The organism is Pinirhizobacter sp. (assembly GCF_036499745.1).
Taxonomy (GTDB): domain Bacteria; phylum Pseudomonadota; class Gammaproteobacteria; order Xanthomonadales; family Rhodanobacteraceae; genus Pinirhizobacter.
This window is the reverse complement of record NZ_DASYDG010000045.1, coordinates 86,070-109,283: the sequence shown is the minus strand read 5'-3', so window position 1 is coordinate 109,283 and position 23,214 is coordinate 86,070. Positions and strand designations below refer to the sequence as shown.

The window sequence follows — 23,214 nt, the reverse complement described above, 5'->3', positions numbered from 1 at the left end:
GCTGTTACTGCAGCAGCCGGTTGACGTCCTCGATGTCGTGCAGGTCGATCGTGCCTGCCGCCTGCTTGAGCAGCAGCTTGTTCAGCACGAACTGGTGGCGCACCACGGTGTATTCGCTTTGCGCTTCGGCCAGCACCTGGATTGCCACCACCACGTTGGTCAGGCTCTGCGTGCCGATGTCGTTGCCTGCCCGCATGGATTCGAGCGATTTCTTCGCCGCTTCCACCGACAGCTTGGCACTGCCCACCTGTTCGATGCCGTCCACCACCTGGTTGTAGAAATTATTGGCGTCCCGCGCGGCCTGGCGGCGCTGGCTTTCCAGCACGCCTTCATCCGCATCGCGCTGATAGATCGCCTGGTGTACCTGGGACTGGGTCAGGCCCCCACTGAATACCGGCACGCTTAGCGTGAGCCCGACGGTGGTGGTGCCGGGGCCGTAACCGGGGCCGACCTGGCCGGTATCGTCCTGGTTGACGTTCGACCAGGTGCCGTATTTGTTATAGCCCAGCCCCAGCGATAACGTAGGCAGGTGGCCAGCCCGGGCCGCACGGACTTTATGCTCGTCGGCCTTCACCGTGTAGCGCGCGGCCAGGATCGTTGGATTGGTTTCCATGGCGGCATCCACCCACGCCTTGGCGTCGGCCGGGGTCGGCGTCTGCATCGGTATGTCATCACGCAGGGTTTTGAGCGTTTGCGTTTCCTGGCCGGTGATCTGTTCGAGCGCGCGCTTGGCGTCTTTCAACGCATCCATCGCGCTGATTCGTTGCGACTTAATGAAGTTGTAGTACGCCTGCGACTGGGTAACGTCCGCCGCCATGGCCAGGCCGTCCTTGAAGCGCTCGCTTGATTGTTCGAATTCTTTTTTGTAGGCGTCCTCATAGGACTTGTTCACTTCAAGTTCTTCCTGCGCCACCAGCACATTGAAGTAGGCGTTGGTGACACGGATGTAGAGGTTTTGCAGGGCGGCGCGGTCCACTTCGTCTTGCGAGTCGCGCGTGGACTGCGCGGCGCGCAAGTTCGCGATGCGGGAGAGGTCGATCACTGATTGGTCGAGCTGAGCAGAGAAATCACGCTGCCGCGTGTGGCCTGCGCCGGTGTTGACCGTATTGCCATTGACGATCGTCGTACCGCCCGGGCCGCCATGCACCTGGTTGATGTCCAACCCCGCCGATAGTTGCGGCAACAGCGCCGAGCGCGCCTGCGGCACCCCTTCGGCCACCACCAGACGGGTGGCGTTGGCGGTGGCCAGCACCGGGTCATTGGCAATGGCCTGGCGGAAGGCATCCATCAGGTCTTCGCCGTGCGCCACTGGCGCAACCAGCAGGGAGCCGAGGATGAAAGGCAGCAATTTGATCCGCATGGAGGCTTGGGTTCCGGATAGGGATAGGCCATGCGAGGCAAGCGCCGTGCCATCCTCTTCAACAAGGGAATTATCTTTCCGGATCATCTACTTGGCGCGGGCTGTAAACACTGCTCGGCCTGTCCGCGGACACCATCGGCGGACATGCGACGGACAAGAAACCCGATATCCTTGGCGGATGACCCATTATCGTTTCCGGCAGGTCGACGTGTTCTCGGCCGAGCCATTGAAAGGCAATCCGCTGGCCGTGGTGCATGGCGCCGACGACTGGTCCGACGCACGCATGGCCGATTTCGCCCAGTGGACCAACCTTAGCGAAACCACGTTCCTGCTCGCCCCGACAAGCGCCACGGCGGACTATCGGGTGCGTATCTTCACCACCGCAAGGGAGCTTCCCTTTGCCGGCCATCCCACCCTGGGCAGCTGCCACGCATGGCTTGAAGCCGGCGGCAGCCCTCATGGCACGGAAATCGTCCAGGAATGCGAGGCAGGGCTGGTGCGCATCCGTCGCGATGGCGAGCGACTGGCTTTCGCCGCGCCCCCGCTATTGCGTTCAGGTCCGCTCGAAGACGACCTGCTCGAACGCATCATCGACGGCCTGGGCCTGGAGCCGGAAGATGTCATCGGCCACCAGTGGGTGGACAACGGTCCTGGCTGGTCCGCCGTGCTGCTGCGGGACCGCGAGACAGTGCTGGATGTGCGGCCGGACCTGGGCAAGATCCTTGGCCTGAAGCTCGGCCTGGTAGCGCGCTGGGGTGGCGAGGCGGACTTCGAAGTCCGTGCCTTCATCCCCGGTGACGGCATGCCGGAGGATCCGGTCACCGGCAGCCTCAATGCAGGCATTGCGCAGTGGCTGATCGGCGCCGACATCGCGCCCTCGCACTATGTAGCAAGCCAGGGCACGGTGCTGAGCCGCGCCGGCCGGGTGCACGTGCAGCAGGAAGGCAACGACATCTGGGTAGGCGGCAATGTCGTGACCTGCATCGAAGGCGGCCTCACGTTGCCGTAAGGCTGCGCGGTCGGCAAATCCGGAGGCATCGTGGGGAGAGCCGGCGGAGCCCAGCGGCGGTGCTCCTGGCTGCGGCGACCCTCGGGAACCGGAGGCCGCTGCGCGGCTTTGTTTTATGGCTGCGCCCCCATCGGGACGGGCTTCGGCCGGGGGTTTTCAATTCGCCATCCTGGCTCAGCGAAAACGGCCGGCCGTCCATGGCCGGCCCCCTGACGGGCCTGATCCGACCGAAGCCCTTCGCCTTCGCAGGGAGCGCCGCCGCTGGGCTCCGCCGGCTCTCTCGTACGGTGAGGTTCGCGATGGGAGTGCGTTGAGGTCACGTATGTCTTGCAAGACCTTGCACGTTGCTGATCGCTACCTAGTTCGCAGCCATGACATGTGACGGCAACCAGTTTGTCCCATCACGCGGCATCGGACTGTCCAGAGACGGGGGCGGTCAGCCTCGTCGGCGACTTGTGGAACCGAGCGATGTGGGCGGATCAGGCCCGAAGGGGGTCGACCGTGGTCGGCCGTTTTCGCGAAGGCCGCAGGCCGCCTCGAAAACCCTCGCCCGCAGCGCGGGCGCGCCGGGGCGAAGCCATCAAACACAGCCGCGTAGCGGCCTCCCTACCCAAGCGCCGGTGTAACCGGAGCGACGAGGCTGACCGCCCCCGGCTCCTGCGACCACCCCCGAGCGACGAGGCTGCAACCCTCAGTTCACGCGCGCTTGCGGATGGCTTTCTTCGCGGCGGACTTCCGGGGCGCGGCCTTCTTTGCCGTGGTGGTCTTCGCCGTCGCGGACGCCCGGGCCGGATCGATCAACAGGGATTCGGCGGTGACGCCGCGCTTGCGTACGGCCTCGATGAACCAGTTGGGCTTCTTGCCGAAGCCTGTCCAGGTTTGTGCCGGATCGGCGGGATTGCGGTAGCGCGCCACACCAGCGCCGGCGCGCTTGGATTTCTTCACGCGCGTGCCCAGGGCGGGGAAAACTTCGGCAAGCTCAAGGCCTTCAGCCTTGATCATGCCCTCGATGGTCTTGCGCAACGCCTTGACCTGCTGGCTACGGGCGCCTTCCACGCGGGATTTAGCATCGGCGATGAGGGCGTGCAGTTCCTTGGGGGAGAGAGCGTCGAGCTTGAGGGCCATGCGGTTTTATCCTGTGCGTATGCCAGCGGGAGGCCCAAGCATAAGCGATCCCGCCTGTATCGCACCTATCACTTGCCTTCGGCGGCCTGGCGCATGGTCAGCGCCCTTGCCTCATCCGCGGCGGTAACCAGCTTCCGCTGTGCATCGAGCTTGGCGCCCAGGATCAGCAGCACATAGTTGTCGGGATCGTATTCGCGCAGCAGGGTGATTTCGCGCTGGGCCTCGTCCAGGTCCTTGTCCAGGATGGCGCGATCGATCTGATCGGACGCCTGCGGAAAGGATTCGCGCAGGGCCTCCTGCGCCGTGGTATTGGTCTTGTCCAGGTCGAGCACGCTCATGTAGTACTCAAAAGCGTTGTTGCCCTGGGGAGCGATCAGGCGGTTTTCACGGATGGACGTACGCGCCAGGCCCAGCAGGATGGCGGTGGGTGATTCATCGACGCTCACCTCATCGTTACCGGGCGCCTGGGCGGTGGTCGCACCGGACGTATCCGCCGTGGCCGCGGCCTGGTGTCCACGCCAGGCAATGCCGCCGATCACGGCAGCCACGAAAAGTACGCCACCGGCAAGGAGCGCGCGTGGCAACGGGCGTTTGGAGGCGAGGATCATGGTACCTGCTTGCATGGCTTCTGCCGCGCGAACCGCGGGCAGGGGGAGTGCGCAAGCTAGCCGGAGATTATTGCAATGATGTTGCCGGCATCGAAAAATCGTACCGGCCAGAGTCCACCGTGACGCATACGCCTGGCCCGCAAGCGTTGCCGACGTGGACCCCGGTCGCCTTGTCCAGGGAGGTGCCTGATTCGCTTGCTTCGCGCAGGTTGTCCGTGGGCAACCGTACCAGCGCCGTGGCGCCGACGGGCACATCCACTTTCAGTTCCAGCCGCGGGCCGTGACGCTGCCATGACACCGAGGTATGGCCGTAGGGCGTCAGCACGCTGCCCCGCGCGTGATCCAGGAAGCCGGTGAACAGGGGCGCCACCTCGATGCGTCGCCAACCCGGTTCAAGCGGGCGCAAGCCGGCAACATCGCCGAATAGCCAGTCGTCCGCGGTGCCGAGGAAATAATGCCCCCACGAACGCGACGCCGCTTTCCAGTGCTCCCAAAGGCTCGTCGCACCTTGGGCACGCCAGAAGCCCCAGCTGGGGAAGGTCACCTGGGTGGCCACGGCGAAGGCCTCGGCCGGGTGGCCGGTATGGCTAAGCACCGGCAGGATGATCTTGGTGGCCAGTGCGCCGGTATCCAGGTGGTTGCCGCGGGCGCGGACATCGGAAGCCAGGTTCGCGGCGATCAAGCTGCGATCTGCCTCTGGTGCCAGGCCGAAGGCCAGTGCGAATAGATTGTGGGCCTGGCGATAGCCCAGGTCGCCCTGGCCGCGGTAGACGTGGGCGTGGGCGTCGTAGAACGTCTTATTGAAGGCCTTGCGAACACTTTCGGCCATGTTCCGGAAGTGGTCGGCATCGGCATCCTTGCCGAGCACATGCTCGATGTCGGCCATGGCGGTGGCCATGCGGTAGAGATAAGCAGTGGCGGCGACACGCTTGTCCTCGGGGGCGTTTTCACCGTCCGGGTCGGTCTCCGGGCTTACCCAGTCGCCGAGTTCGGTCATGGCGATGCCACCGGGCGAGCGCGCGTACTCAAGATTCACGTAGGCGGCCATGCCTGGTTCGTGCCGGGCCAGCACGCGGCGGTCGCCATCGTGCATGTATAGCGACCAGGGCACCAGGATGTATGCCGCATGCCAGGGCGGTGCGCGCACATCGCCCCAGCCAGGGTTGGGAGCAATCAGCAGGGGCGCGCCGTCCGCGTTGCGGGCGTCGCTGATGTCATCGACCCACTTGGCCAGGAGGGGGCCCGCGTCGAGGTTGCGCAGCATCATGTCCGCGCCCACCATCGCATCGCCGGTCCAGCCATTCTTCTCGTACATCGGGGTATCGGTGGGGATCCCCTGCAGGTTGTTAAGCACGGTGTTCACTGCCGCGCGGTGAATCCAGTTCAGCAGGTCATTGCCGCTGTCGAATGATGAAGTCTCCGCAACGTCCGAATGCACCACCTGCGCGGTGACGGCATCGCGACCAGGTGCACCGCCGGGCCAGCCGCTCACTTGAACGTAGCGGAATCCCTTGTACGAGAATTTCGCATGCCAGCTTTCCGTGCCCTTGCCCGACAGGATGAAGCGATCGGTCTGGAAGCCTTCCTTGAAATAGTGATGGCGGTCGCGGACGTCCACGCTGCCATCGGGAAGCAGTTTCTCGCCATAGCTGGCGACGATGGTGTCGCCGGCATGGCCTTTCACACGGAACGTTGCCCAGCCGGCAATCACGCGCGGGAAGCGGAACACGTAGACACCAGGCTTCGGTTGCGTCACTTCGTCGGCCGTGAGCGTCGCCGCCACGGTGATCGACGGCTGTGGCTGGGACACCAGGCGTCCGCGCGGCGCCGGAACGAGCGACGCTGCACGCCACGCACTGTCGTTGAAGCCGGCGGTGTCGAAGCCTGGCTGTGCGCGGCGTCCGTCGTAGGTTTCGCCACCGTAGAGGTCGTCCAGCAGCGTGGGTCCGTCGGTCAGCTTCCAGTGATCGTCGGTGACGATGTCCTGATGGCGACCATCGGCGAAGTCGATGGCAAGCCTGGCACGCACGCGCGGCTCGCCGTGCCACGGCGCCCGTTCCCAATGCCAGACATCGGGATTGGTCAGGCCATAGAAGCCGCGGCCCAGCTCCATGCCCAGCACATGTGTACCTTTGGCCTGCAGGGCGGTGGTGAGGTCCGTGGCCACGTACTGCACGCGCTTGTCGTAGTTGGTGAAGCCAGGCGACAGCACGGCAGGGCCGACGGGCTTTCCGTCGAGCGTGACATCGGCATAACCACCGGCGGCCACGTACACGGTGGCCCTCGCCACGGCACTGTCAACAGTGAACGGCCGGCGCAGCAAGGGCGCCGCGCGCGTACCGCCATCGCCCTTGCCGATCCAGCGTGCGCCCGCCCAGGCGCTCTCGTCGGTAAGTCCGGTAGCGAAACTTGCCGTTTGGGCGGCATGGCCGTCGCTGGTGTCGACGTCGACCTTCCAGAAGTAACGCGTACCCGGCGCAAGTGCGGGCCCGGTATAGGCGTGGCCGAACGGTTCGGGCGAGGCCTCGCGGCCGCTGTCCCAGATGTCGGGCTTGCCCGCTTCAAGCAGGGCTGGCGAAGTCGCTACCGCGATGCGCCAGCTGACCTGCTTCGCGCCGCGTTGGTTGCTTTGCACCTGCCAGCTGAAGCGGGGCTGTGCAGCATCGATAGCGAGCGGTGCGTCCAGATTCTCCACACGAAGGCGCGAAAGCGTGGAGCCTGTGTCCTGCGCATTGGCGCAGGCACAGGACACGCTTGCCACCACGAGAAGGATGGCAAGCGAGACCGCCCTTGACCGGCAATGCATCAAAGCGCGATGCAGTCGAACTCAGGATCCGGCTTGACGTCGGCTTCGTAGTTCACATCGGGCCGCGCGAAGCCGAACAGATGCAGGAAGCCGATCTTGTAGCCACGGTAATCGGTGGTATCGAAGAGATTCTCGGTGGTGACACCGTCCCACTGCGCCGTGCACTCGCGTTGCACGTCGTCGCGCAGTTCCCAGTCGTCCAGGCGCAGGCGGCCTTCGTCGTCCACTTCCGGCACGGCGCCGTCGGTGCGGTACAGGCGTTCGCGGAACAGGCGGTTGGTCTGCTCGATGGTGCCCTCGTGCAGCCCCTTTTCCTTCATGATCTTGAAGGCAAGGGATACGTACAGCGGGATCACCGGGATCGCTGCGCTGGCCTGGGTGACGACCGATTTCATCACCGCTACCTGGGCTACCACGCCGTGGTCTGAAAAGCGTTTCGTGAGCTGGTGCGCGGTGTCGTCCAGGTGCTGCTTGGCCTGGCCGATCGAGCCGTGCCAGTAGATCGGCCAGGTGATTTCGGTACCGATATAGCTATAGGCCACGGTGCGGGCATGCTTCGCCAGCACGCCGGCCGAAGCCAGGGCGTCGATCCACAGGGTCCAGTCTTCACCACCCATCACGGTGATGGTGTCCTTCACTTCCTGTTCGGTAGCCGGTTCCACCGACACCTTGATGATCGCGTCCTTGTTGGTGTCGATCGAGGTGGCCTGGTAAGGCCCGCCGATCGGCTTGAGCGCCGAACGCACCAGTTCGCCGGTATCAGGCAGCTTGCGCACGGGCGAGGCCAGGGAATAAATCACCAGGTCCACCTCGCCGCCCATCTCTGCCTTGATGATCTCGATGGCGCGGGCACGGGCCTCGTTGGAGAACGCATCGCCATTGATCGATTTGGCCCAGAGGCCCGATTCGTGGGCCAGGCGCTCGAAGGCGGCGGAGTTGTACCACCCGGCCGTGCCGGTTTTGCTTTCGGTGGCGGGTTTTTCAAAGAAGACACCGAGCGTGGCAGCGCCAAAGCCGAAGGCAGCGGTGATCCGCGAGGCCAGGCCATAACCCGTGGAGGCGCCGATCACCAGTACGCGCTTGGGGCCATCGGTGCGAACGCCCTGGATGCGGGTGGTTTCGATCTGGTCGATGACGTTTTTCTCGCAGCCAACCGGGTGGGCGGTGGTGCAGATGAAGCCACGGACTTTCGGGTTGATGACCACGCGCGTTGATCCTGTCTTTGCGGAACGGGCATTTTAGCGGCAAGGCGCCCCGGGCCGGGTACGCGGGCGTATGTTGGACCGTGAGGCGGGAAGGACGGCTGCGTGACCTTGAAGAGGGATTTTCCACGCCAATTCTGCTAATCATGAACAGAGCACCCCTGGGTTCCCCTTGCTGACATGACCCGACCGGCCCCGCTACCGCCCAACGAAAGCCGACGCATCGCGCGGCTGCATGAACTTGCTGTCCTGGATACCGGGTCTGAACCACTGTTCGACGCCCTGGCCAGGGCCGCCGCCATGGTCGCCGGGACACCGATCGGCATGGTGACCCTGGTCGATGCCCACCGGCAGTGGTTCAAGGCCAACCATGGCCTGCCCGGTGTCAGCGAGACTCCGCGTGAAGTGGCTTTCTGCGCCCATACCATTCTTGAAGATGGCTTGCTGGAGATTCCCGACGCGCGCGCCGACGAACGCTTTGCCGGCAATCCCCTTGTCACCGGTTCGCCCGACATCCGGTTCTATGCCGGTGCACCGATTGCCCTGCACGATGGGCTGCGGATGGGTGCGCTGTGCGTGATCGACCGCGAACCGCGCCAGCTCGATGACCGCCAGCGCGCCATTCTCAATGAACTGGCCCACGTGGTGTCCGAGGCGCTGGACCAGCGTGCCCTGGCCATCGATCGGAACTCTGCGCTGCAACGCGAAGCCGATGCCGGCGAACGGCTGGCCCAGATCATCAACGGTACCTCGGCGGGGATCTGGCGCTGGAACGTGCAAACCGGTGAGCTGGAGCTCGATGGGCGCTGGGTGGACATCATCGGTTACACGCCGGTGGAGATGGCGCCATACACCACCATCAGCCTGCCCACGCTCAGCGGGCCTTCGGCGTGGCAGCGCATGGTGGAGCGCGCCCGGCTCCTGGCGGCCTCCGGCAGCGACGAATTCGATGGCGAGCTTCAGCTCCGGCACAAACATGGTCACGACATATGGGTGCTTTTCCGCGGCCGTATGACCAGCCTCGGACTGGGTGGCCAGCCACACTGGATCCAGGGCACCGCGATCGACATCACCGCGCGCAAGACCGCCGAGACGCGCCTGCGCGCCAGTGAAGCCTTCCTCGACCGCACCGGCCGCATGGCGGCCGTCGGCGGCTGGGAGATGGACCTGGATACCTACAAGATCACCTGGTCGGACGCGACCTGCCGCATCCATGGCGTGACCGAGGGCTACGCGCCGTCCATGCGCGAGAGCCTGGCTTTCTACGCGCCCGAAGCACGTCCGCTGATCGAAGAGGCATTTACCCGTGCCATTTCCAGCGGCAGCAACTGGGACCTCGAACTCCCCTTCGTCACCGCCGACGGGCGGGACATCTGGGTGCGCACCTTCGGCTCAGCCGAGTACGAAGGCGACCGCCCCCGGCGGCTGGTGGGTGCATTACAGGACATCACCGTGCGCAAGCAGGCCGTGGAAGCCCTGGCCGAGAGCGAGCAACGCTTCCGCCGCCTGTTCCAGAACAGCCTTGGCCTGATCTGCACCCATGACCTCGACGGCGTGATCCTGTCGATCAACCTGGCCGCCGCGCGTACCCTGGGATACCGCGTGGCCGAGATGATGGGCCGGCCCCTGATGGACTTCATGCGCGCTGAACTGCATGTGGCGTTCGCAGCCTACCTTGAGAGAGTGCGCGCCAACGGCGCGGACTCCGGTGTGCTCGAGCTCCTGGCCAAGGACGGCACCCGGCATACCTGGCAATACAACAATATGCTCGATACCACCGGCCCGGAAACATACGTGCTCGGCCACGCCCAGGACATCACCGAGCGCCGCGATCTTGAGCGCCGCTTGCGTGAGTCGGCCATCCGCGACCCGCTCACCGGTTGCTTCAACCGCCGTTTCCTCGCCGAGGTCGAGGCCGACCCACGCCAGCGGATTGCATGGGGTTGCATCGCCATCGACCTGGATCGCTTCAAACAGGTCAACGATACCTACGGCCACCAGCGCGGCGACGAAGTGCTGGTAGCGATGGCGCAGTTCCTGCGCGCGCACGTACGCCCCGATGACGCCGTGGTGCGCCTGGGCGGCGACGAGTTCCTGGTGATGCTGCACGGTGCCGATGCCGACGCCACGCATGCGATTGCTACCCGCATGCTCGACGATCGCAACGAAGCGCCCATCGGGTTCACCGTGGGGCAGGGCCTTCGTCATGCCGGCAATACCCTGGAAGACGCCATCGCCGAGGCCGACCGCAAGCTCTATGAAGTGCGCGCGCAGCGGCCGGCATACAGCCGGCACGCGGGCTAGCCTGTAGCCGGATGCGCTAAGGCTGCGAACGGTCTAAACTCCCCGGAGAACAGGGGGATATGCGCGTGACGTCATTTGGTGTGGTGCTCGCCGGCCCGAAAGCCGGCCAGGCGGATGTCGATTGGACGCCCGTTGCGAAGGCCATGGGCCTGGACCGGGCAGCCTTCGCGGCAAAGGTACTTTCGGCGATGCCGGTGCTGGTGCGCAGGCAGCTGGACGAAGCCGTTGCCACCGACGTGGCCGCCCGGCTGGCCGCCATTGGCGCCATCGCCGAAGTCGTCCCCGATCGCGACCCCTTCGTGTACATCGAACGCCAGGGCGCCTCGCTCGGCCCCGTACCTCATGCCGCGCTCGAGCGATACATCGCTGATGGCGAGCGCTACCGCCTGCGCAACACGCGTGAGTGGCAGGTCTGGCAGGCGCCCACGGTGTCACCGTCGTGGGACCACGCCGAACCTGTATCTGCCTTCGAAGATACGGTGGAAGCCGTCGAAGTTGCCGCGGAACCTGAAGCCCCGGTAGCTTTCGAACCGACTCTACCGCCGCCGCAGCCCGCCGATGCCTCGGCGTTCCCGCCGGCGTGGGCGCAGCCGATCGTCGAAGAAGAAGTGTCCGCGGAGCCTGTGCAAGCCCAGACGCCGCGCTCGTCGATTGCTGCCATCGCCGGTTATCTGGGCGTGTTTTCGATCCTTCCGGGGGTCGGCCTGCTGGCGATGGTGGCTGGCATGCTTGCCATTCGTGACATCCATCGTCATCCGCAAAAACAGGGCATCGGCCGCGCGCGATTTGCCATTGCGATCGGTGCGGTACTGTCCGTCGCCTGGGCGGCATTGTTCGTGCTGCGTGACGATCTCCACCTGCCACCGAGCTCGCAGGTCAACGATGTCACCGCCGGCCAATTGGTGGTTGATCGGCAGGCTCCGGTGCGCCCACACCCGGTGGGTGCCGCGCCGGTGGCCGCCACCGGATCGCCGGCTCCCTCGGCACCTGTTCCGGCAGCGTCCACCCATTCAACCGCACCCATAGCCGCGTTGCAGCCGGCGACGTCGTCGAGCGCCCCGGCCCCTTCGTCGGCCACATCGGTTAATGCTCCTTCGCCTGCATCGTCAGTGCCGCCCGCTCATGTGGAGCCTGCCAGCGTCGCAGCTGAAGGCACGGGCCCTTCTTTCGACTGCAAGAAATCGCTCACCATGGCCGAGACGGTGATCTGCGCCAGCAAGCCGCTGTCCGCGCTCGATCGTGAACAGGCCACGGCTTACAACAGGGCGTTGGCGCGAACATCCGGAGAGCAGGCCACCACGTTGCGTGAAGGCCAGGCCAGCTGGCAGCGTGAGCGCAACGACCTGTGCGGCAGCGACGCGAAGTGCATTGAACGCTACATGCGTTCACGCCTAGCGACGTTCGCTCCGCCGCCGCCGAAGGGCGCGGCGCCGCCTTCACCCTGAGGCGGGCCACGGCTTAGAAAACGTGGCGGAACACCCAGAACAGGCCCGCCGCCAGTACGATCGAGACGGGCAGGGTGAGTAGCCAGGCCATAAGCATGCTGCGCACGGTGGCCCACTGCAGGCCCGATCCCTGCGCGACCATCGATCCGGCGACGCCTGAGGACAGCACGTGCGTGGTGCTTACCGGCAGGCCGAAGCGGTCTGCCGCGCCGATGGTGATCGCCGCCACGACTTCAGCCGAAGCACCTTGCGCATAGGTCAGGTGCTGCTTTCCGATGCGTTCGCCCACAGTGCGTACGATGCGACGCCAGCCGACCATGGTGCCCAGGCCCAGTGCAAACGCCACGGCTACCTTGACCCAGGTCGGGATGAACTTGGTGCCCTTGTCCAGCGACGCGTGGTAGTTGTCGAGCACGGCCTGGTCACTGGCACTGAACGCAGGCTGCTTGGCTTTGGCCATCACGCGCAACGCTTCGGAACTGAGGTACATGTTGTTGCGTACGTTGTTCACCGCGTTCTGCGGCACGTCGGCCAACGTGGCGCTGTGGCCCACCTGGTTGCTGATCGCGTCGGTGAGCTGGCCGAGCGCGGCGATGGTGGCTGGCCGTGCCTCGTGTGAGTTGATGTACCGCTCAACTTCCGCGCGCGGATCGGTAACGGGAGGGGCGCCAACGCCATGACGGGCAAATACTTCGCTGGCTGAATGCGCTACCGCGATGAAAGTCTGTGTCTCACTGGGCGTCACCGCGCGATTGAGCGCGTAGGCACCCGGCACTGTGCCTATCAGGATCAGCATGATCAGGCCCATGCCCTTCTGGCCGTCATTGGAGCCATGGGCGAACGAGACGCCGGTGCAGGTAAGGATCAACAGGCTTCGCACCCAGAACGGCGGTGGCGCGTCGCCCTTGGGTTCCTGATAGAGCTCTGGCACCTTCACCAGTGAGCGCAGGAGCAGCAGCAGTCCGAAAGCCAGACCGAAGCCTACCAACGGCGACAGCAGGAGGCTCTTGCCGACATTCCATGCCTGGCTCCAGTCCACGGCGCTGGTGGCGTCGCCGGAGCTCATCAGCTGGTTCATCACGCCCACGCCGATGATCGAGCCGATCAAGGTGTGCGAACTCGACGAGGGCAATCCGAGGTACCAGGTGCCAAGGTTCCAGATGATTGCGGCGATAAGCAGCGCGAATACCATCGCAAACCCCGTGCTTGACCCTACGTTCAATACCAGGGAGATGGGCAGTAGTTGCAGTACTGTGTAGGCCACAGCTCCACTGGAAATCAGCACGCCGACGAAATTCCAGGCACCGGACCAGACCACCGCGAAACTGGCCGGCAGCGCGCGTGTATAGATCACCGTGGCCACAGCATTGGCTGTGTCGTGGAAGCCATTGACGAATTCGAAGCCCAGGGCGATCAGCAGGGCGACACCGAGCAGGATGTAGGCGAGGGTGGAACTGGAGGGCACCACTTCCAGGTCGTGGCCAAGCTGGGAGGCCACGTAGATTGCCGCGGCGAGCAGGAAGCCACCGAACAGGCCGAAGCCCAGGTAACGCTGGACGGGGGAGCCTTTGACGCCTTCACCTAGGACCACGCTGTTCATGCGGATGCTCCGGGATTCGCCATGGGTCCACGAAGCAATAGCAGCCGTTTGTGACTCCCCGGTGTCAGTGCGGGCGGATACGTTAACTGCCTGATATGCCAAGGTGTCATTAAAAATTCACTTAAGGCGTCACTGTCGGGGCCGATACCCCGCCAACACCTTTCCCCGGCCCAACGCATGCCCCGCCTGGAAACCACACTCCCGGGCTCAGACCCGACTTCGATCCTCGACCAGGCACTATCGTCCGTCTTCCTGCGTGCCGCTTTCCAGCCGGTGATCCGGATCCAGACCGGTGCCATCGTGGCTTATGAGGGTTTGATCCGAAGTCACTTGCCTGGTGCTGCGTTGACGCCGATCGACCTGCTGGACCTGGCCCGTGCCCGCGGCAAGCTTGGCGAATTCGAGTTGCGTGCTGCCCGCTGCATCGCCACGGAGTTCTCGCGACAGGCTTTGGGTGGCCGCCTGCTGGTGAACCTGAGCGCGCATGCGGTGTTGCATGACGGACTGCGGCCGGACGACGTGATCGATGCCTTGACGGTGCCCGGGCTGGACTTCGGCCGCATCACCGTGGAGATCACCGAACGCGACATTGTCGAGAACGCCGCCGCGCTCGCCCATGCCCTTGGCTACCTCCGGGCGCGGGGCGTGCGCATTGCCCTGGACGATTTCGGCAACGGCCATTCGAACTTCGAGATGTGGAACGAGGTGCAGCCGGAGATCGTGAAGATCGATCGCTACCTGATCAATGGCTTGTCCAGGAGCGCAGAGAAGCTGGCCATCGTGCGGGCGCTGTGCATGGTGGCCGAAACCCTTGGCGCGGAACTGGTGGGTGAAGGGGTGGAAGAGGGCGACGACCTGTGCATGCTGCGCGAACTGGGCATTCCTTTCGCGCAGGGATTCTTGATTGGGCATCCGGAAAGCGAACCTGTCGGCGCCGTGCCGGTAGCAGCAATGCAGGCGCTGGCCAGCGCCAGTGTGCCGGTGCCCCCGCGCCCGCGCGGCCCGGTGAGCGCGCGGCCACTGAACGCCGAACACTTGTTGATCCAGGCGCCGGCACTGCTGCCGACGCAGACCAACGAAGATCTTGTGCAAGTGTTCGGCGCCGATGAGCGGCTGCACGCCGTGGCGGTGGTGGAAGATGACCGGCCGATCGGCATCGTCAACCGGCGCGCCTTTACCGAACGCATGGCGCAGCCCTTCGCGCGCGAACTCTTCGGTCGAAAGAGTTGCACCAGCTTCATGAATGCCCATCCACTGCTGTGCGACGCGGAACAGTCGCTGCAGAGCATGGCCGACATCCTTCGCGGCGAAGACCAACGATACCTGAGCGACGGCTTCGTGATTACCTCGCAGGGCCGCTACCTGGGGCTCGGCACGGGTGAGTCACTCGTGCGGCGCGTTACCGAGATACGCGTGGAAGCTGCGCGCTACGCCAATCCTCTGACCTTCCTTCCGGGCAATATCCCCGTTACCGAGCATATCGCCCGCCTGCTCGAGGCCGGGCGTCCGTTCACGGCGACCTACTTCGACCTGGACCAGTTCAAGCCGTTCAACGATCAGTATGGATACTTCCGCGGTGACGAGATGATCTGCCTGCTGGCCAGCACGCTCACCGGGGACCTGCGCCACGATACCGACTTCGTCGGGCACATCGGCGGCGACGATTTCGTGGTGTTGTTCCAGGGCGACGACTGGCTCGACCGCTGTACGCAGATGCGCCTTCGCTTCAACCAGATGGCGCCAGCCCTGTTCGATGCCGCCGACCGCGCTCGTGGTGGCATCGAGGGCGAAGACCGCCAGGGCAGCCGCCGGCTCATTCCCATTACCACCGTGGCCGTGGGCGCGGTCAGCTTTGTCGATGAATTTCCTCGCCATCCCGAGGCCGTGGCCAGCCTCGCCGCCGCCGCCAAGCGCATCGCCAAGCGCGGCAGCGGCTTCCACGCCGTGCGCTACGAAGAGGAGATTCCCTCGGCACAGCCGATCGTGTAATTGGGGCGACGCCGGTGTTTCTATTTAACCAGCGAGATCGGACTTGATGAATACCGGGCGATGGTAGCGTCGCTGGTCAGCAGGGTTATGCCTTCAACCGTTGCCTGTGCAATGAGGAGCCGATCGATCGGATCTTTATGATGTTCATCGAGGTTCACGACGTAAGCAGCGTGAAGGCTGTTGATCGGCAGCTCCATGTAGCCATTGTCGCTAAGGCCACGGCGAAGAACATGTGGATCCACCTGGAAATCCGCCCGGTTCAACTTGTTCTTGATGGCAACTTCCAGAATGCTTGCCGCGCTGAAGTAAAGCTCAGCCGTGGCACTTTCGACGATCTTGCGAACGTTTCGCGATGCACTTCCTTCGGCCAGCCATAACAGCAAATGGGTATCGAGGAGGTACTTCATCCGTCGATGCCGAACATCTTGGCAATTTCATCCCTGGCCATGTTGTTGAACACCTCGGCCGACGGGACCTTGATCGCTCCGGCGAGGAACCCGACCCTCCGCTGTGGGACATTTTCCACTGCGTTGAGTGCGACGAGCTTGGCAACGGGTTTGCCAGCCCGGGCGATGATCACGGAATCACCGTGCTCGGCTTGTTCTACCAACTTGGAGAGTTGGGTTTTCGCTTCGTGCATATTGACGGTCGTGACCATGGGGTCATCCTTAGCTAACCAAAGTTAGTCTACCACACCCCTCACGATCAAGTTGTAGGTCAGTTTCCCGGTGTTTGTAAGACTCACATCATGGGCAGTGCCTGGGCAGCCGCCTTTGCGCCTGCCAGCTTCGGCGCCACCATCGGTATCGTCAGCATGGTGCTGCCCACCGCCATCAACAGTAGTGCTGTGAAGGTTTCGCTGCTGATCAGGTGGCGGTCCAGCAGCACGTTGACGAAGATGATCATGATCAGTGCCTTGGTCTGCAGCAGCCAGCCGACAATCCAGATGTCGCCGCGCGCCCAGCCCAGTAACTTCCCGGCGATGCCGACGCCGGCGAGCTTCCCGGCCACCGACGCCACCAGCAACACCGCGGCGGCGATGAAAACCGAAGCGCCGCCGATCGACCAGTTCGTGCGCAGGCCCGTGGAAAGGAAGAACACCGGCATCACGGTAAGCAATACATGGCGGCGAAGCAGGTCCATGTGTTCCTGGTTGAACCATTCAGAGTCGGTGACGGCGCCGGCAAGGAAGGCACCCACCATGAAGTGCAGCCCAGAGACATCCGCGCCATAAGCGCATACGGCGAGCCACACCAGGCCGATGTACCAGCGGTCACTTTCCGGAATGCGGCGCATCAGCGCGCGGTAGCCTATGGACACCGGCACCAGCAAGGCCAGGAAGATCGCCTGTTTGCCGACGCGGTCGAAGTCCAGCAGGATCAGCGCCAGCACCGCCCAGATCATCACATCGTCGAGGCTGGCATAGCGCAGTACGCGTTTGCCCAGCGGTTCACGCAGCACACCCAGTTTCTCGAGGAAAAGAATAAGGATCGGCAACGCCGTTACCGCGCAGGCCATACCCACCCCTAGTACGAATTGCGTGTTCGTGCCTTGCGAGCCGAGCCAGCCGTCGCGCCATGCCAGCATGCCGACCGCCGCGGCGCAGCCGAACAGCAGGGGTACGCCAAGGGCCAGTGCTGCCGTGGCGCCGCATTCCCTGCGCTGCGCCCAAGCGGCCTTGAGGTCCAGCTCGATGCCGGCGATCCAGACGAAGATCATCACGGCCCACCACGCCACCCCGTTCAGCGCGGTGACCACGGCCGGAGTGAAGATGGTCAGGTAGTAAGCGGGGTAGGCTGCCCCCAGGATGCCCGGGCCGAGCAGGATGCCGGTGAGGATCTGCACCACCACCAACGGGGCGTAGTAGTCGGTGCGGCCGAGTCGCCAGATGAGGTATGGCACGGCGAAGATGATCGCCATGGCGATCAGGAAGAGCTCGGCGCTATTCATCTACGGTCCCCGGAATATTCGGGGACCGAGATTAGCGCAGGTTCATGCGAGGCGGCGAACCACCATCACGTCCAGCTGTCGTCACTACCACCGCTGTCGAATCCGGAGTCGTCGCCACCGCCACCGCCGCCCCAGCCGCTATCGTCGTTACCCATGTCGATGGGCTGGTCGCGCAGGTCGTCGTAGGCCTGGCCACGGCTATCGCCGGTATCGGCACCGCCGGCGATATTGCCGCTACCGTCGCGTTCGGCTTCCTCTCGGCGTTCATGGTTTTCGTACATGTTCACCGCCGCCGCACCGAGGGCGCCGCCAGCCAGTCCGCCAAGGAACGAACCACCCATGCCCGAACCCTGGTTCTGCGGCGGGTAGCCACCACCTGGAAATCCAGGCGGAACGTTGGTGTTGGGGCCCTGGCCATAGCCATAGCCCGCGCCGCCAGGCGGCGGGGATTGCCTGCGGCGCATTACCATCACGATGCCGCCGATCACCACAAGGCCCAGCACCCACGGCCAGATGCTGGTGTGCGATTTCTCCACCTGGAAGGGAACGGGAGCGGCGGCGCCTGATGCGTCGCGACGCACCGGCGCAGCGCGTGCGGGAGCTGGCGCGGTAGCCTGGCGCAGTTCCGCCTGGAAGTGCTGGAACTTCGCAGGATCCGTGAAGCCGATCTTCGGATCGAGCGACTGCGCCTTGCCCGCTTCAGTGCTCGCTTCGCCGATGTTGCCCTGATGGGCCAGCACCTGCGCCAGCACATAGTGTGCCTTGGCGCTTTGCGGATGCTCGGTGATCGCCTGGCGCAATTCCTGTTCGGCCAGGGGGTAATTACCCTGGGCGATGGCCGCCTGTACCGCTTTGGGCGAGTCGTCGGCCAAGGCGGGGCCGATGGCTGCAAACGCCAGGCAGAACGCGAACAAGAGCTTCTTCATGCTTCGTGCCTCACTTGGGCTTGTCGCAAAGGATAATTCTATCGGTCATGGTGGGGTGCCGGCGTGACGGTGCAAGGGGTCGGTCACCGTGACTTCAGGCACCCGTTGTCGATAGCGGGCTGCCGGCCTATGCTCAGAAACTCGTCGCGAAGGGGTGGATCGATGAATCGTGCATGCGCCGCATTTGCGTTGGCTGGGTTTCTGTTGATGGGCTCGGCATGCACCGCCGTGACGCCCAAGGCACAAGGAACGCCCGCCGTCGATGTCAACGCCAAGGCCGCTGCGGCACCGGCTGGGCCGACCAGCGAAGAGCGGCTGGCCGAGGCTCAGAAGCAATTGGCCGATTGGCCGCAGCTGGCCCGCTACCACGCCGACAACGCCGCGGTGAACAAGCCAGCCAAGGGTGAGCAACGCGTGGTCTTCATGGGCGATTCGATCACCGATTTCTGGGGTCGCGACCGGGGCGTGTTCTTTCCGGGCAAGCCGTACATCAACCGTGGCATCAGCGGGCAGACCACGCCGCAGATGCTGGTGCGTTTCCGCGCCGATGTCGTTGCTCTCAAGCCCAGGGCGGTGCTGATCCTGGCCGGCACCAACGACATTGCCGGCAATACCGGCAAGGCGAGCGTGCAGATGATCGAAGATAACCTTGCCTCGATGGTCGACATCGCCCGGGCCAACCACATCAAGGTGATCCTGGCCACGCTGCTGCCGGTAAGCGACTATTTCGATCCGAACCAGAGCAGGAACCGCCCGCCGGAAACGATCAACGAACTCAATGCCTGGATCCGCCACTACACCCGGCGTGAGCACCTGGTGCTGCTGGACTACTACCCGGCGATGCTCGACGAGCAGGGCGTGTTCAAGAAGAGCCTGACCTTCGATGGCCTGCATCCGAACGCCGCTGGATACGACGTCATGCGGCCGCTGGCGGCCAAGGCTATCGCCAAGGCGCTGGGGAAATAAGCCTCCTTCATGGACCACGCCTCCACTTCAGCTCCCGCTACCGAGAAATACCCAGCCGGGCTGCGCATCATCGCCGTATACAAGGCGGTCAAGACCGTTGGCCTTATCTTCATCGCCATCGCGGCCTTCCGCCTGGACCGCGAACAGAACTTCCAGAACCTGGTGCAATGGCTCGAGCACCTGCAACTGGCCGAGAGCAACAGCATCCGCTGGAGCCTGGTGCGCCTGCTCGAAAGCATGGGGCCGGCGAAATTCATTGCCGTTGGCATCGTGGCTTTGGTCTATGCCGCCATCTTCGCCACCGAGGGCATCGGCTTGTGGATGCGCAAGCACTGGGCCGAGTGGTTCACTGTGATAGCCACCGGCTCGCTGGTGCCGGTGGAGTTCTACGAATGCATCGTGCGATTCGGCTGGCTGAAACTTGCCGTGATGGTGGCCAATATACTGATCGTGATCTACCTGGTGCGCATCGCCTTGCGCCCGCGGCACGGTGACGCGTCGGCCGCGGCGGGCGAGCCTCTTTAGGCGTCGGCCGATTCAGGCCGGGCAAACGCGTCGCAGGCAAAGGCCAGGGCGACGAACACAAGGCATGCCACGCACACACCAGTCCAGCCATGACTGGCCCACATGATGCCCGCACAGGCGGCGCCGATGCCTCCGCCGATGAAGAATACGCCGACGAACAATCCGTTGAGGCGGCTGCGGGCTTCGGGGATAAGCATGTTGATGGCGCGCCGCCCGATGGTCTGGTCACCGATGGCGCCGGCGTCGATCACGATAGCCGCGGTCACCAGCAGGCCCAGCGCCAGGTATCGATGCGTGGTGAAGTCCAGGCCGAACCATCCGGCTCCCGCGATTCCAGCCAGGACCACGCCGGCAAGCAGCACGATATGGGCCACGCGCATGCCAACCACGCTATGTCCCTTGTCGCCCACTTTGCCGGCGATCGGAGCGACGATGGTGCCGGCGACGCCCGCGAGCGCAAACGCCGCCATGGCATCGGCGCCCAGGGAAAACGGTGCCTGTACCAGCAGCATCGCCACACCCGTCCAGAAGGCAGCGAACGCCGCCATCACGAACGCAGCCGATATCGCGTAGCGACGCAGCACGCGCTCACCCTTCCACAGTGACCACAGCGAGCCGATGAGCGCGCCATAACTGTGCCCGAAATCCGGACGGCGGTCGGGAAGGTTGCGCCACAGCACAAGGGCCAGGCCCACGTCCAGGCCGCCGAGCAAGGCGTAAAACCAGCGCCATCCAAAATGTCCGGCGATCACGCTTGCAAGCGGACGCGAAAACAGGATGCCGAGCATCACGCCACTCATCACATTGCCGACCGCACTGCCGCGACGCTCCGGGTGAGCCATCGAGGCCGCCAGCGGCACCAGCACCTGGATGGCACACGAGGTGGCTCCAGCCACGCACACGGCCAGAAGGAAAACCGGCGCATTCGGTGCAACAGCGCCAAGCACAAGCATGACCGCGCAGATCGCAAGCGTTGCCACGGCGAGCCTGCGATTCTCCAGCAGGTCCGCCAGCGGCACCAGGAACAACATGCCCAGCGTGTAGCCCAACTGCGGCAGCGTAGCCACAAGACCCGTCATCGAGGCCGGCAAACCAAGGCTGCGTGCAACCGGTTCAGCCAGTGGCTGCGCTGCGGTGAGGTTCACGATCATGATGCTCACGGCGAATGCGAACAGCACGGTCAGGCCCCGCGTTAGCGATCCAACCGGTTCGACGGGCGCGGCAGCGGCCTGGATGGCCTGGGCATCGGGAGGCATGGTGAGGGCATTTGCGGGGAAGGAGGCGTTGGATGTTAAATAGCCACGGTCGATGCATCAATTGAATAATATTCATAAAGAATATGCCTTATGGGCATAGTCGAGGAGTTGCATGAACACACATGACCTTGCCGCTTTCATTGCCGTGGTGGATGCCGGGTCCATCGTGCAGGCCGCCAACAAGCTGCATCTCACCCAGCCAGCGGTCACGCGCCGTGTGCAGGGGCTTGAGTCGTTGCTTGGCGTGGAACTGCTGGACCGGCAGTCCAAACCCTTGCGGCCATCGGCCGCCGGGCGCGAGGTGTATCGCAAGGGACGGCAACTGTTGGAGGCCGAGAGCGAACTGATGACGTCGGTGAACCCGGGGACCGAGCCAGGCGGCGAGTTGCGCCTGGGTATGCCGCCGTATCTGGCCGACATGATGCTCGCCACGCCTATCGATCGGCTGCGCGAGCGTTTTCCCAAGCTATCGCTGCGTATCCAGAGCACCTGGTCGCCCGGGCTCACGGCAGCGGTTGAAGGTGACTTGCTCGATGCCGCCGTTATTGGCGCTGCCGATGGCAATGCACCACCGGCCTCGCTCATCGCGCATGCTTTTTCCAGGCAGCCGATCCGTATCGTTGCCGCGCCGTCGCTGGGGCTGCCGGCGAAAATCGACCTCAAGCGCCTGGCCGGTTTCTCCTGGGTGCTCAGCCAGAATGGCTGTGGCATGCGGACGGTGCTCAGGCGCACGATGGAAGCGGCCAACCTGCCGTTCAACGTTACCGTCGAGGCCGTGGGTTCGGAACTGCAACTTTCGCTGGTCGCACGCGGCGCCGGCGTGGGCATGGTTACCGCGGACCTTCTCGAGCGCAGCCATTATCGGGACAGGCTGAAAGTCCTCACCGTCGCCGACTTTCGCACCGACGTCGTAGGCTGGCTTGCCTATCGTCCGCTGCCACCGCGCCTGGCGGCGCCGGTGGCCCTGCTGTTGGAGGAACTGAGGAAACTACCCATCGCCTCACGTCACACCCGTTCGCGCAAGGCCGTCGCCTAGCCGCGGCGACCGTACTTCCGGTTGGTGTCAGGCCGTGGTGTCCACCCAGGCGTGGGCGCGAACGGGGAACGTGCCCATCCGGCTTACCTTGGGAGGTACGGCCGAAAAACGAATACCTTCAACTGGAAGCTGCCCGAGCCCCGTGAGGTGCTCGACGATCGGGATGCCGGCGCCCAGCAGGATCGTATGCACCGGCCGCGTACCACCGGAGGTATCGTCTATGTTGAGCGAATCGATGCCCACCAGCCGTGCACCCTGGTCGCGCAGGTAGCTGGCGGCCTTTTCGGTCAGGAAGGGATGCCCTTCGAAATAGGCATCGGTACGCCAGTGGCGATCCCATCCGGTGTGCACCAGCACGGCCTTGCCCTTGATATCGGAAGCGGCGAATTCCGTCCACTCGACTGCGCGTCCGCTGGCGCCGGCCACGCGTACCACCACCGCCGGTACGCCGGAAATCTGTTCCAGGGAAAGGCCGGCCAGGTCGCAACCATCGGCGTAGCGATGGAAGGGAGAGTCGATGTACGTGCCGGTATTGCCCACCATCTCGATACGATCGATAACGAACGTCGTGCCTTCAGCGTAATGCGCCCGGGAGTTTTCCCGCGAAAGGTAATCGCAGACCAGCGGGGCAGGCAGTCCCTTGTAGGTGATCATGCCGGATTCGATCACGTGGCTGAGGTCGAATATCGCCGTTGCTTCGCCGGGCACGGTATCTTTAACCGCCGTCGTGCGCTTGTGCTGCTCGGCGATGATGGTCTTGTTCAGGATTTTCACGCCGCCCACCATCAACAGGCGAAGGTCGCGGATGATGTACGCGGCCAGGGCATCGTCGTCGATATCGTCGCCATCGATATCCAGGCGGAAATCCTGGCCCTGGATGCCGCCCCCGTTTGAAAACGCCACGTCGAAATCGAAACGCACTCTCTTTTCGGTCACTTGCGCGGTTCCTTCTGGAATTCGTGGTGGGGGAATATGCCACGGGCGGTCCGGGGAGATGCTATCGGCATTGCCGTCGATTAGCCGGGTGGCCCGGGCTTGAATGTGAAGGGTGGCCGTGCTGGAAATCATGGGGCGGGCGCTGCTTTTTTGCATTGCAGCGTGACACCT

General features: G+C 64.2%; 19 protein-coding genes. 7 read left to right on the top strand and 12 right to left on the bottom strand.

Annotated features, from left to right (window positions below):
- Positions 1 to 4 precede the first annotated feature (4 nt).
- Entirely contained in the window at positions 5 to 1,360 is a 1,356-nt protein-coding gene (locus VGM61_RS15735) for a TolC family outer membrane protein (protein WP_331523809.1), read from the bottom strand.
- 178 nt (positions 1,361 to 1,538) lie between these two features.
- Here VGM61_RS15735 and VGM61_RS15730 point away from each other — a divergent pair, with 178 nt between their 5' ends.
- Positions 1,539 to 2,369: a PhzF family phenazine biosynthesis protein gene (locus VGM61_RS15730; protein ID WP_331523808.1), complete on the top strand. Its 831-nt coding sequence runs from the start codon at positions 1,539 to 1,541 to the stop codon at positions 2,367 to 2,369.
- Positions 2,370 to 3,065: 696 nt separating this feature from the next.
- Here VGM61_RS15730 and VGM61_RS15725 read toward each other — a convergent pair.
- From VGM61_RS15725 to fabV, 4 genes are all read right to left on the bottom strand, one after another.
- The gene (locus tag VGM61_RS15725) at positions 3,066 to 3,494 is read right to left on the bottom strand and encodes an H-NS histone family protein (protein ID WP_331523807.1); all 429 of its coding nucleotides are present in this window, start codon (positions 3,492 to 3,494) and stop codon (positions 3,066 to 3,068) included.
- Positions 3,495 to 3,562: 68 nt separating this feature from the next.
- Positions 3,563 to 4,117: an energy transducer TonB gene (locus VGM61_RS15720; RefSeq protein WP_331523806.1), complete on the bottom strand. Its 555-nt coding sequence runs from the start codon at positions 4,115 to 4,117 to the stop codon at positions 3,563 to 3,565.
- A gap of 52 nt (positions 4,118 to 4,169) precedes the next feature.
- On the bottom strand, positions 4,170 to 6,854 hold the full coding sequence (locus VGM61_RS15715) for a family 78 glycoside hydrolase catalytic domain (RefSeq protein WP_331523805.1): 2,685 nt from the start codon (positions 6,852 to 6,854) through the stop codon (positions 4,170 to 4,172).
- A gap of 53 nt (positions 6,855 to 6,907) precedes the next feature.
- A complete protein-coding gene (fabV, locus tag VGM61_RS15710; RefSeq protein ID WP_331523804.1) occupies positions 6,908 to 8,113 on the bottom strand; it encodes an enoyl-ACP reductase FabV in 1,206 nt (401 codons plus the stop codon).
- A 177-nt stretch (positions 8,114 to 8,290) separates the two neighbouring features.
- Between fabV and VGM61_RS15705 the strand changes: the two genes are divergently transcribed.
- Complete coding sequence (locus VGM61_RS15705) at positions 8,291 to 10,414, top strand: PAS domain S-box protein (protein ID WP_331523803.1); 2,124 nt, start codon at positions 8,291 to 8,293, stop codon at positions 10,412 to 10,414.
- Between the two features lie 59 nt (positions 10,415 to 10,473).
- Positions 10,474 to 11,859 (top strand): lysozyme inhibitor LprI family protein, encoded by a 1,386-nt coding sequence (locus VGM61_RS15700; protein ID WP_331523802.1) that lies wholly within the window; start codon positions 10,474 to 10,476, stop codon positions 11,857 to 11,859.
- A gap of 13 nt (positions 11,860 to 11,872) precedes the next feature.
- Here VGM61_RS15700 and VGM61_RS15695 read toward each other — a convergent pair whose 3' ends face one another.
- On the bottom strand, positions 11,873 to 13,459 hold the full coding sequence (locus tag VGM61_RS15695) for an inorganic phosphate transporter (RefSeq protein ID WP_331523801.1): 1,587 nt from the start codon (positions 13,457 to 13,459) through the stop codon (positions 11,873 to 11,875).
- A gap of 177 nt (positions 13,460 to 13,636) precedes the next feature.
- Here VGM61_RS15695 and VGM61_RS15690 point away from each other — a divergent pair, with 177 nt between their 5' ends.
- Positions 13,637 to 15,448 carry an EAL domain-containing protein gene (locus tag VGM61_RS15690; protein WP_331523799.1) on the top strand — a complete coding sequence of 604 codons (1,812 nt, stop codon included), beginning with the start codon at positions 13,637 to 13,639 and terminating at the stop codon, positions 15,446 to 15,448.
- A gap of 20 nt (positions 15,449 to 15,468) precedes the next feature.
- On the opposite strand, the gene VGM61_RS15685 is transcribed toward VGM61_RS15690, so the two are convergent.
- The 4 genes from VGM61_RS15685 to VGM61_RS15670 form a co-directional block, all read right to left on the bottom strand.
- Positions 15,469 to 15,855 (bottom strand): type II toxin-antitoxin system VapC family toxin, encoded by a 387-nt coding sequence (locus VGM61_RS15685; protein ID WP_331523798.1) that lies wholly within the window; start codon positions 15,853 to 15,855, stop codon positions 15,469 to 15,471.
- A complete protein-coding gene (locus tag VGM61_RS15680) occupies positions 15,852 to 16,106 on the bottom strand; it encodes a type II toxin-antitoxin system prevent-host-death family antitoxin (protein WP_331523797.1) in 255 nt (84 codons plus the stop codon). The genes VGM61_RS15685 and VGM61_RS15680 overlap by 4 nt, the downstream gene beginning before the upstream one ends.
- Positions 16,107 to 16,189: 83 nt before the next feature.
- Entirely contained in the window at positions 16,190 to 17,398 is a 1,209-nt protein-coding gene (locus tag VGM61_RS15675; protein WP_331523796.1) for a cation:proton antiporter, read from the bottom strand.
- A 65-nt stretch (positions 17,399 to 17,463) separates the two neighbouring features.
- Entirely contained in the window at positions 17,464 to 18,324 is an 861-nt protein-coding gene (locus VGM61_RS15670) for a tetratricopeptide repeat protein (protein WP_331523795.1), read from the bottom strand.
- Positions 18,325 to 18,486: 162 nt separating this feature from the next.
- Here VGM61_RS15670 and VGM61_RS15665 point away from each other — a divergent pair, with 162 nt between their 5' ends.
- Positions 18,487 to 19,290: an SGNH/GDSL hydrolase family protein gene (locus tag VGM61_RS15665; protein ID WP_331523794.1), complete on the top strand. Its 804-nt coding sequence runs from the start codon at positions 18,487 to 18,489 to the stop codon at positions 19,288 to 19,290.
- 9 nt (positions 19,291 to 19,299) lie between these two features.
- Complete coding sequence (locus VGM61_RS15660; protein WP_331523793.1) at positions 19,300 to 19,815, top strand: DUF2127 domain-containing protein; 516 nt, start codon at positions 19,300 to 19,302, stop codon at positions 19,813 to 19,815.
- Here the strand turns inward: VGM61_RS15660 and VGM61_RS15655 are convergent.
- Complete coding sequence (locus VGM61_RS15655; RefSeq protein ID WP_331523792.1) at positions 19,812 to 21,071, bottom strand: MFS transporter; 1,260 nt, start codon at positions 21,069 to 21,071, stop codon at positions 19,812 to 19,814. The genes VGM61_RS15660 and VGM61_RS15655 overlap by 4 nt on opposite strands.
- Before the next feature lie 112 nt (positions 21,072 to 21,183).
- Here VGM61_RS15655 and VGM61_RS15650 point away from each other — a divergent pair, with 112 nt between their 5' ends.
- Positions 21,184 to 22,107 (top strand): LysR family transcriptional regulator, encoded by a 924-nt coding sequence (locus VGM61_RS15650; protein WP_331523791.1) that lies wholly within the window; start codon positions 21,184 to 21,186, stop codon positions 22,105 to 22,107.
- Positions 22,108 to 22,134: 27 nt separating this feature from the next.
- On the opposite strand, the gene VGM61_RS15645 is transcribed toward VGM61_RS15650, so the two are convergent.
- Entirely contained in the window at positions 22,135 to 23,043 is a 909-nt protein-coding gene (locus tag VGM61_RS15645) for a cyclase family protein (protein WP_331523790.1), read from the bottom strand.
- Positions 23,044 to 23,214: the final 171 nt, after the last annotated feature.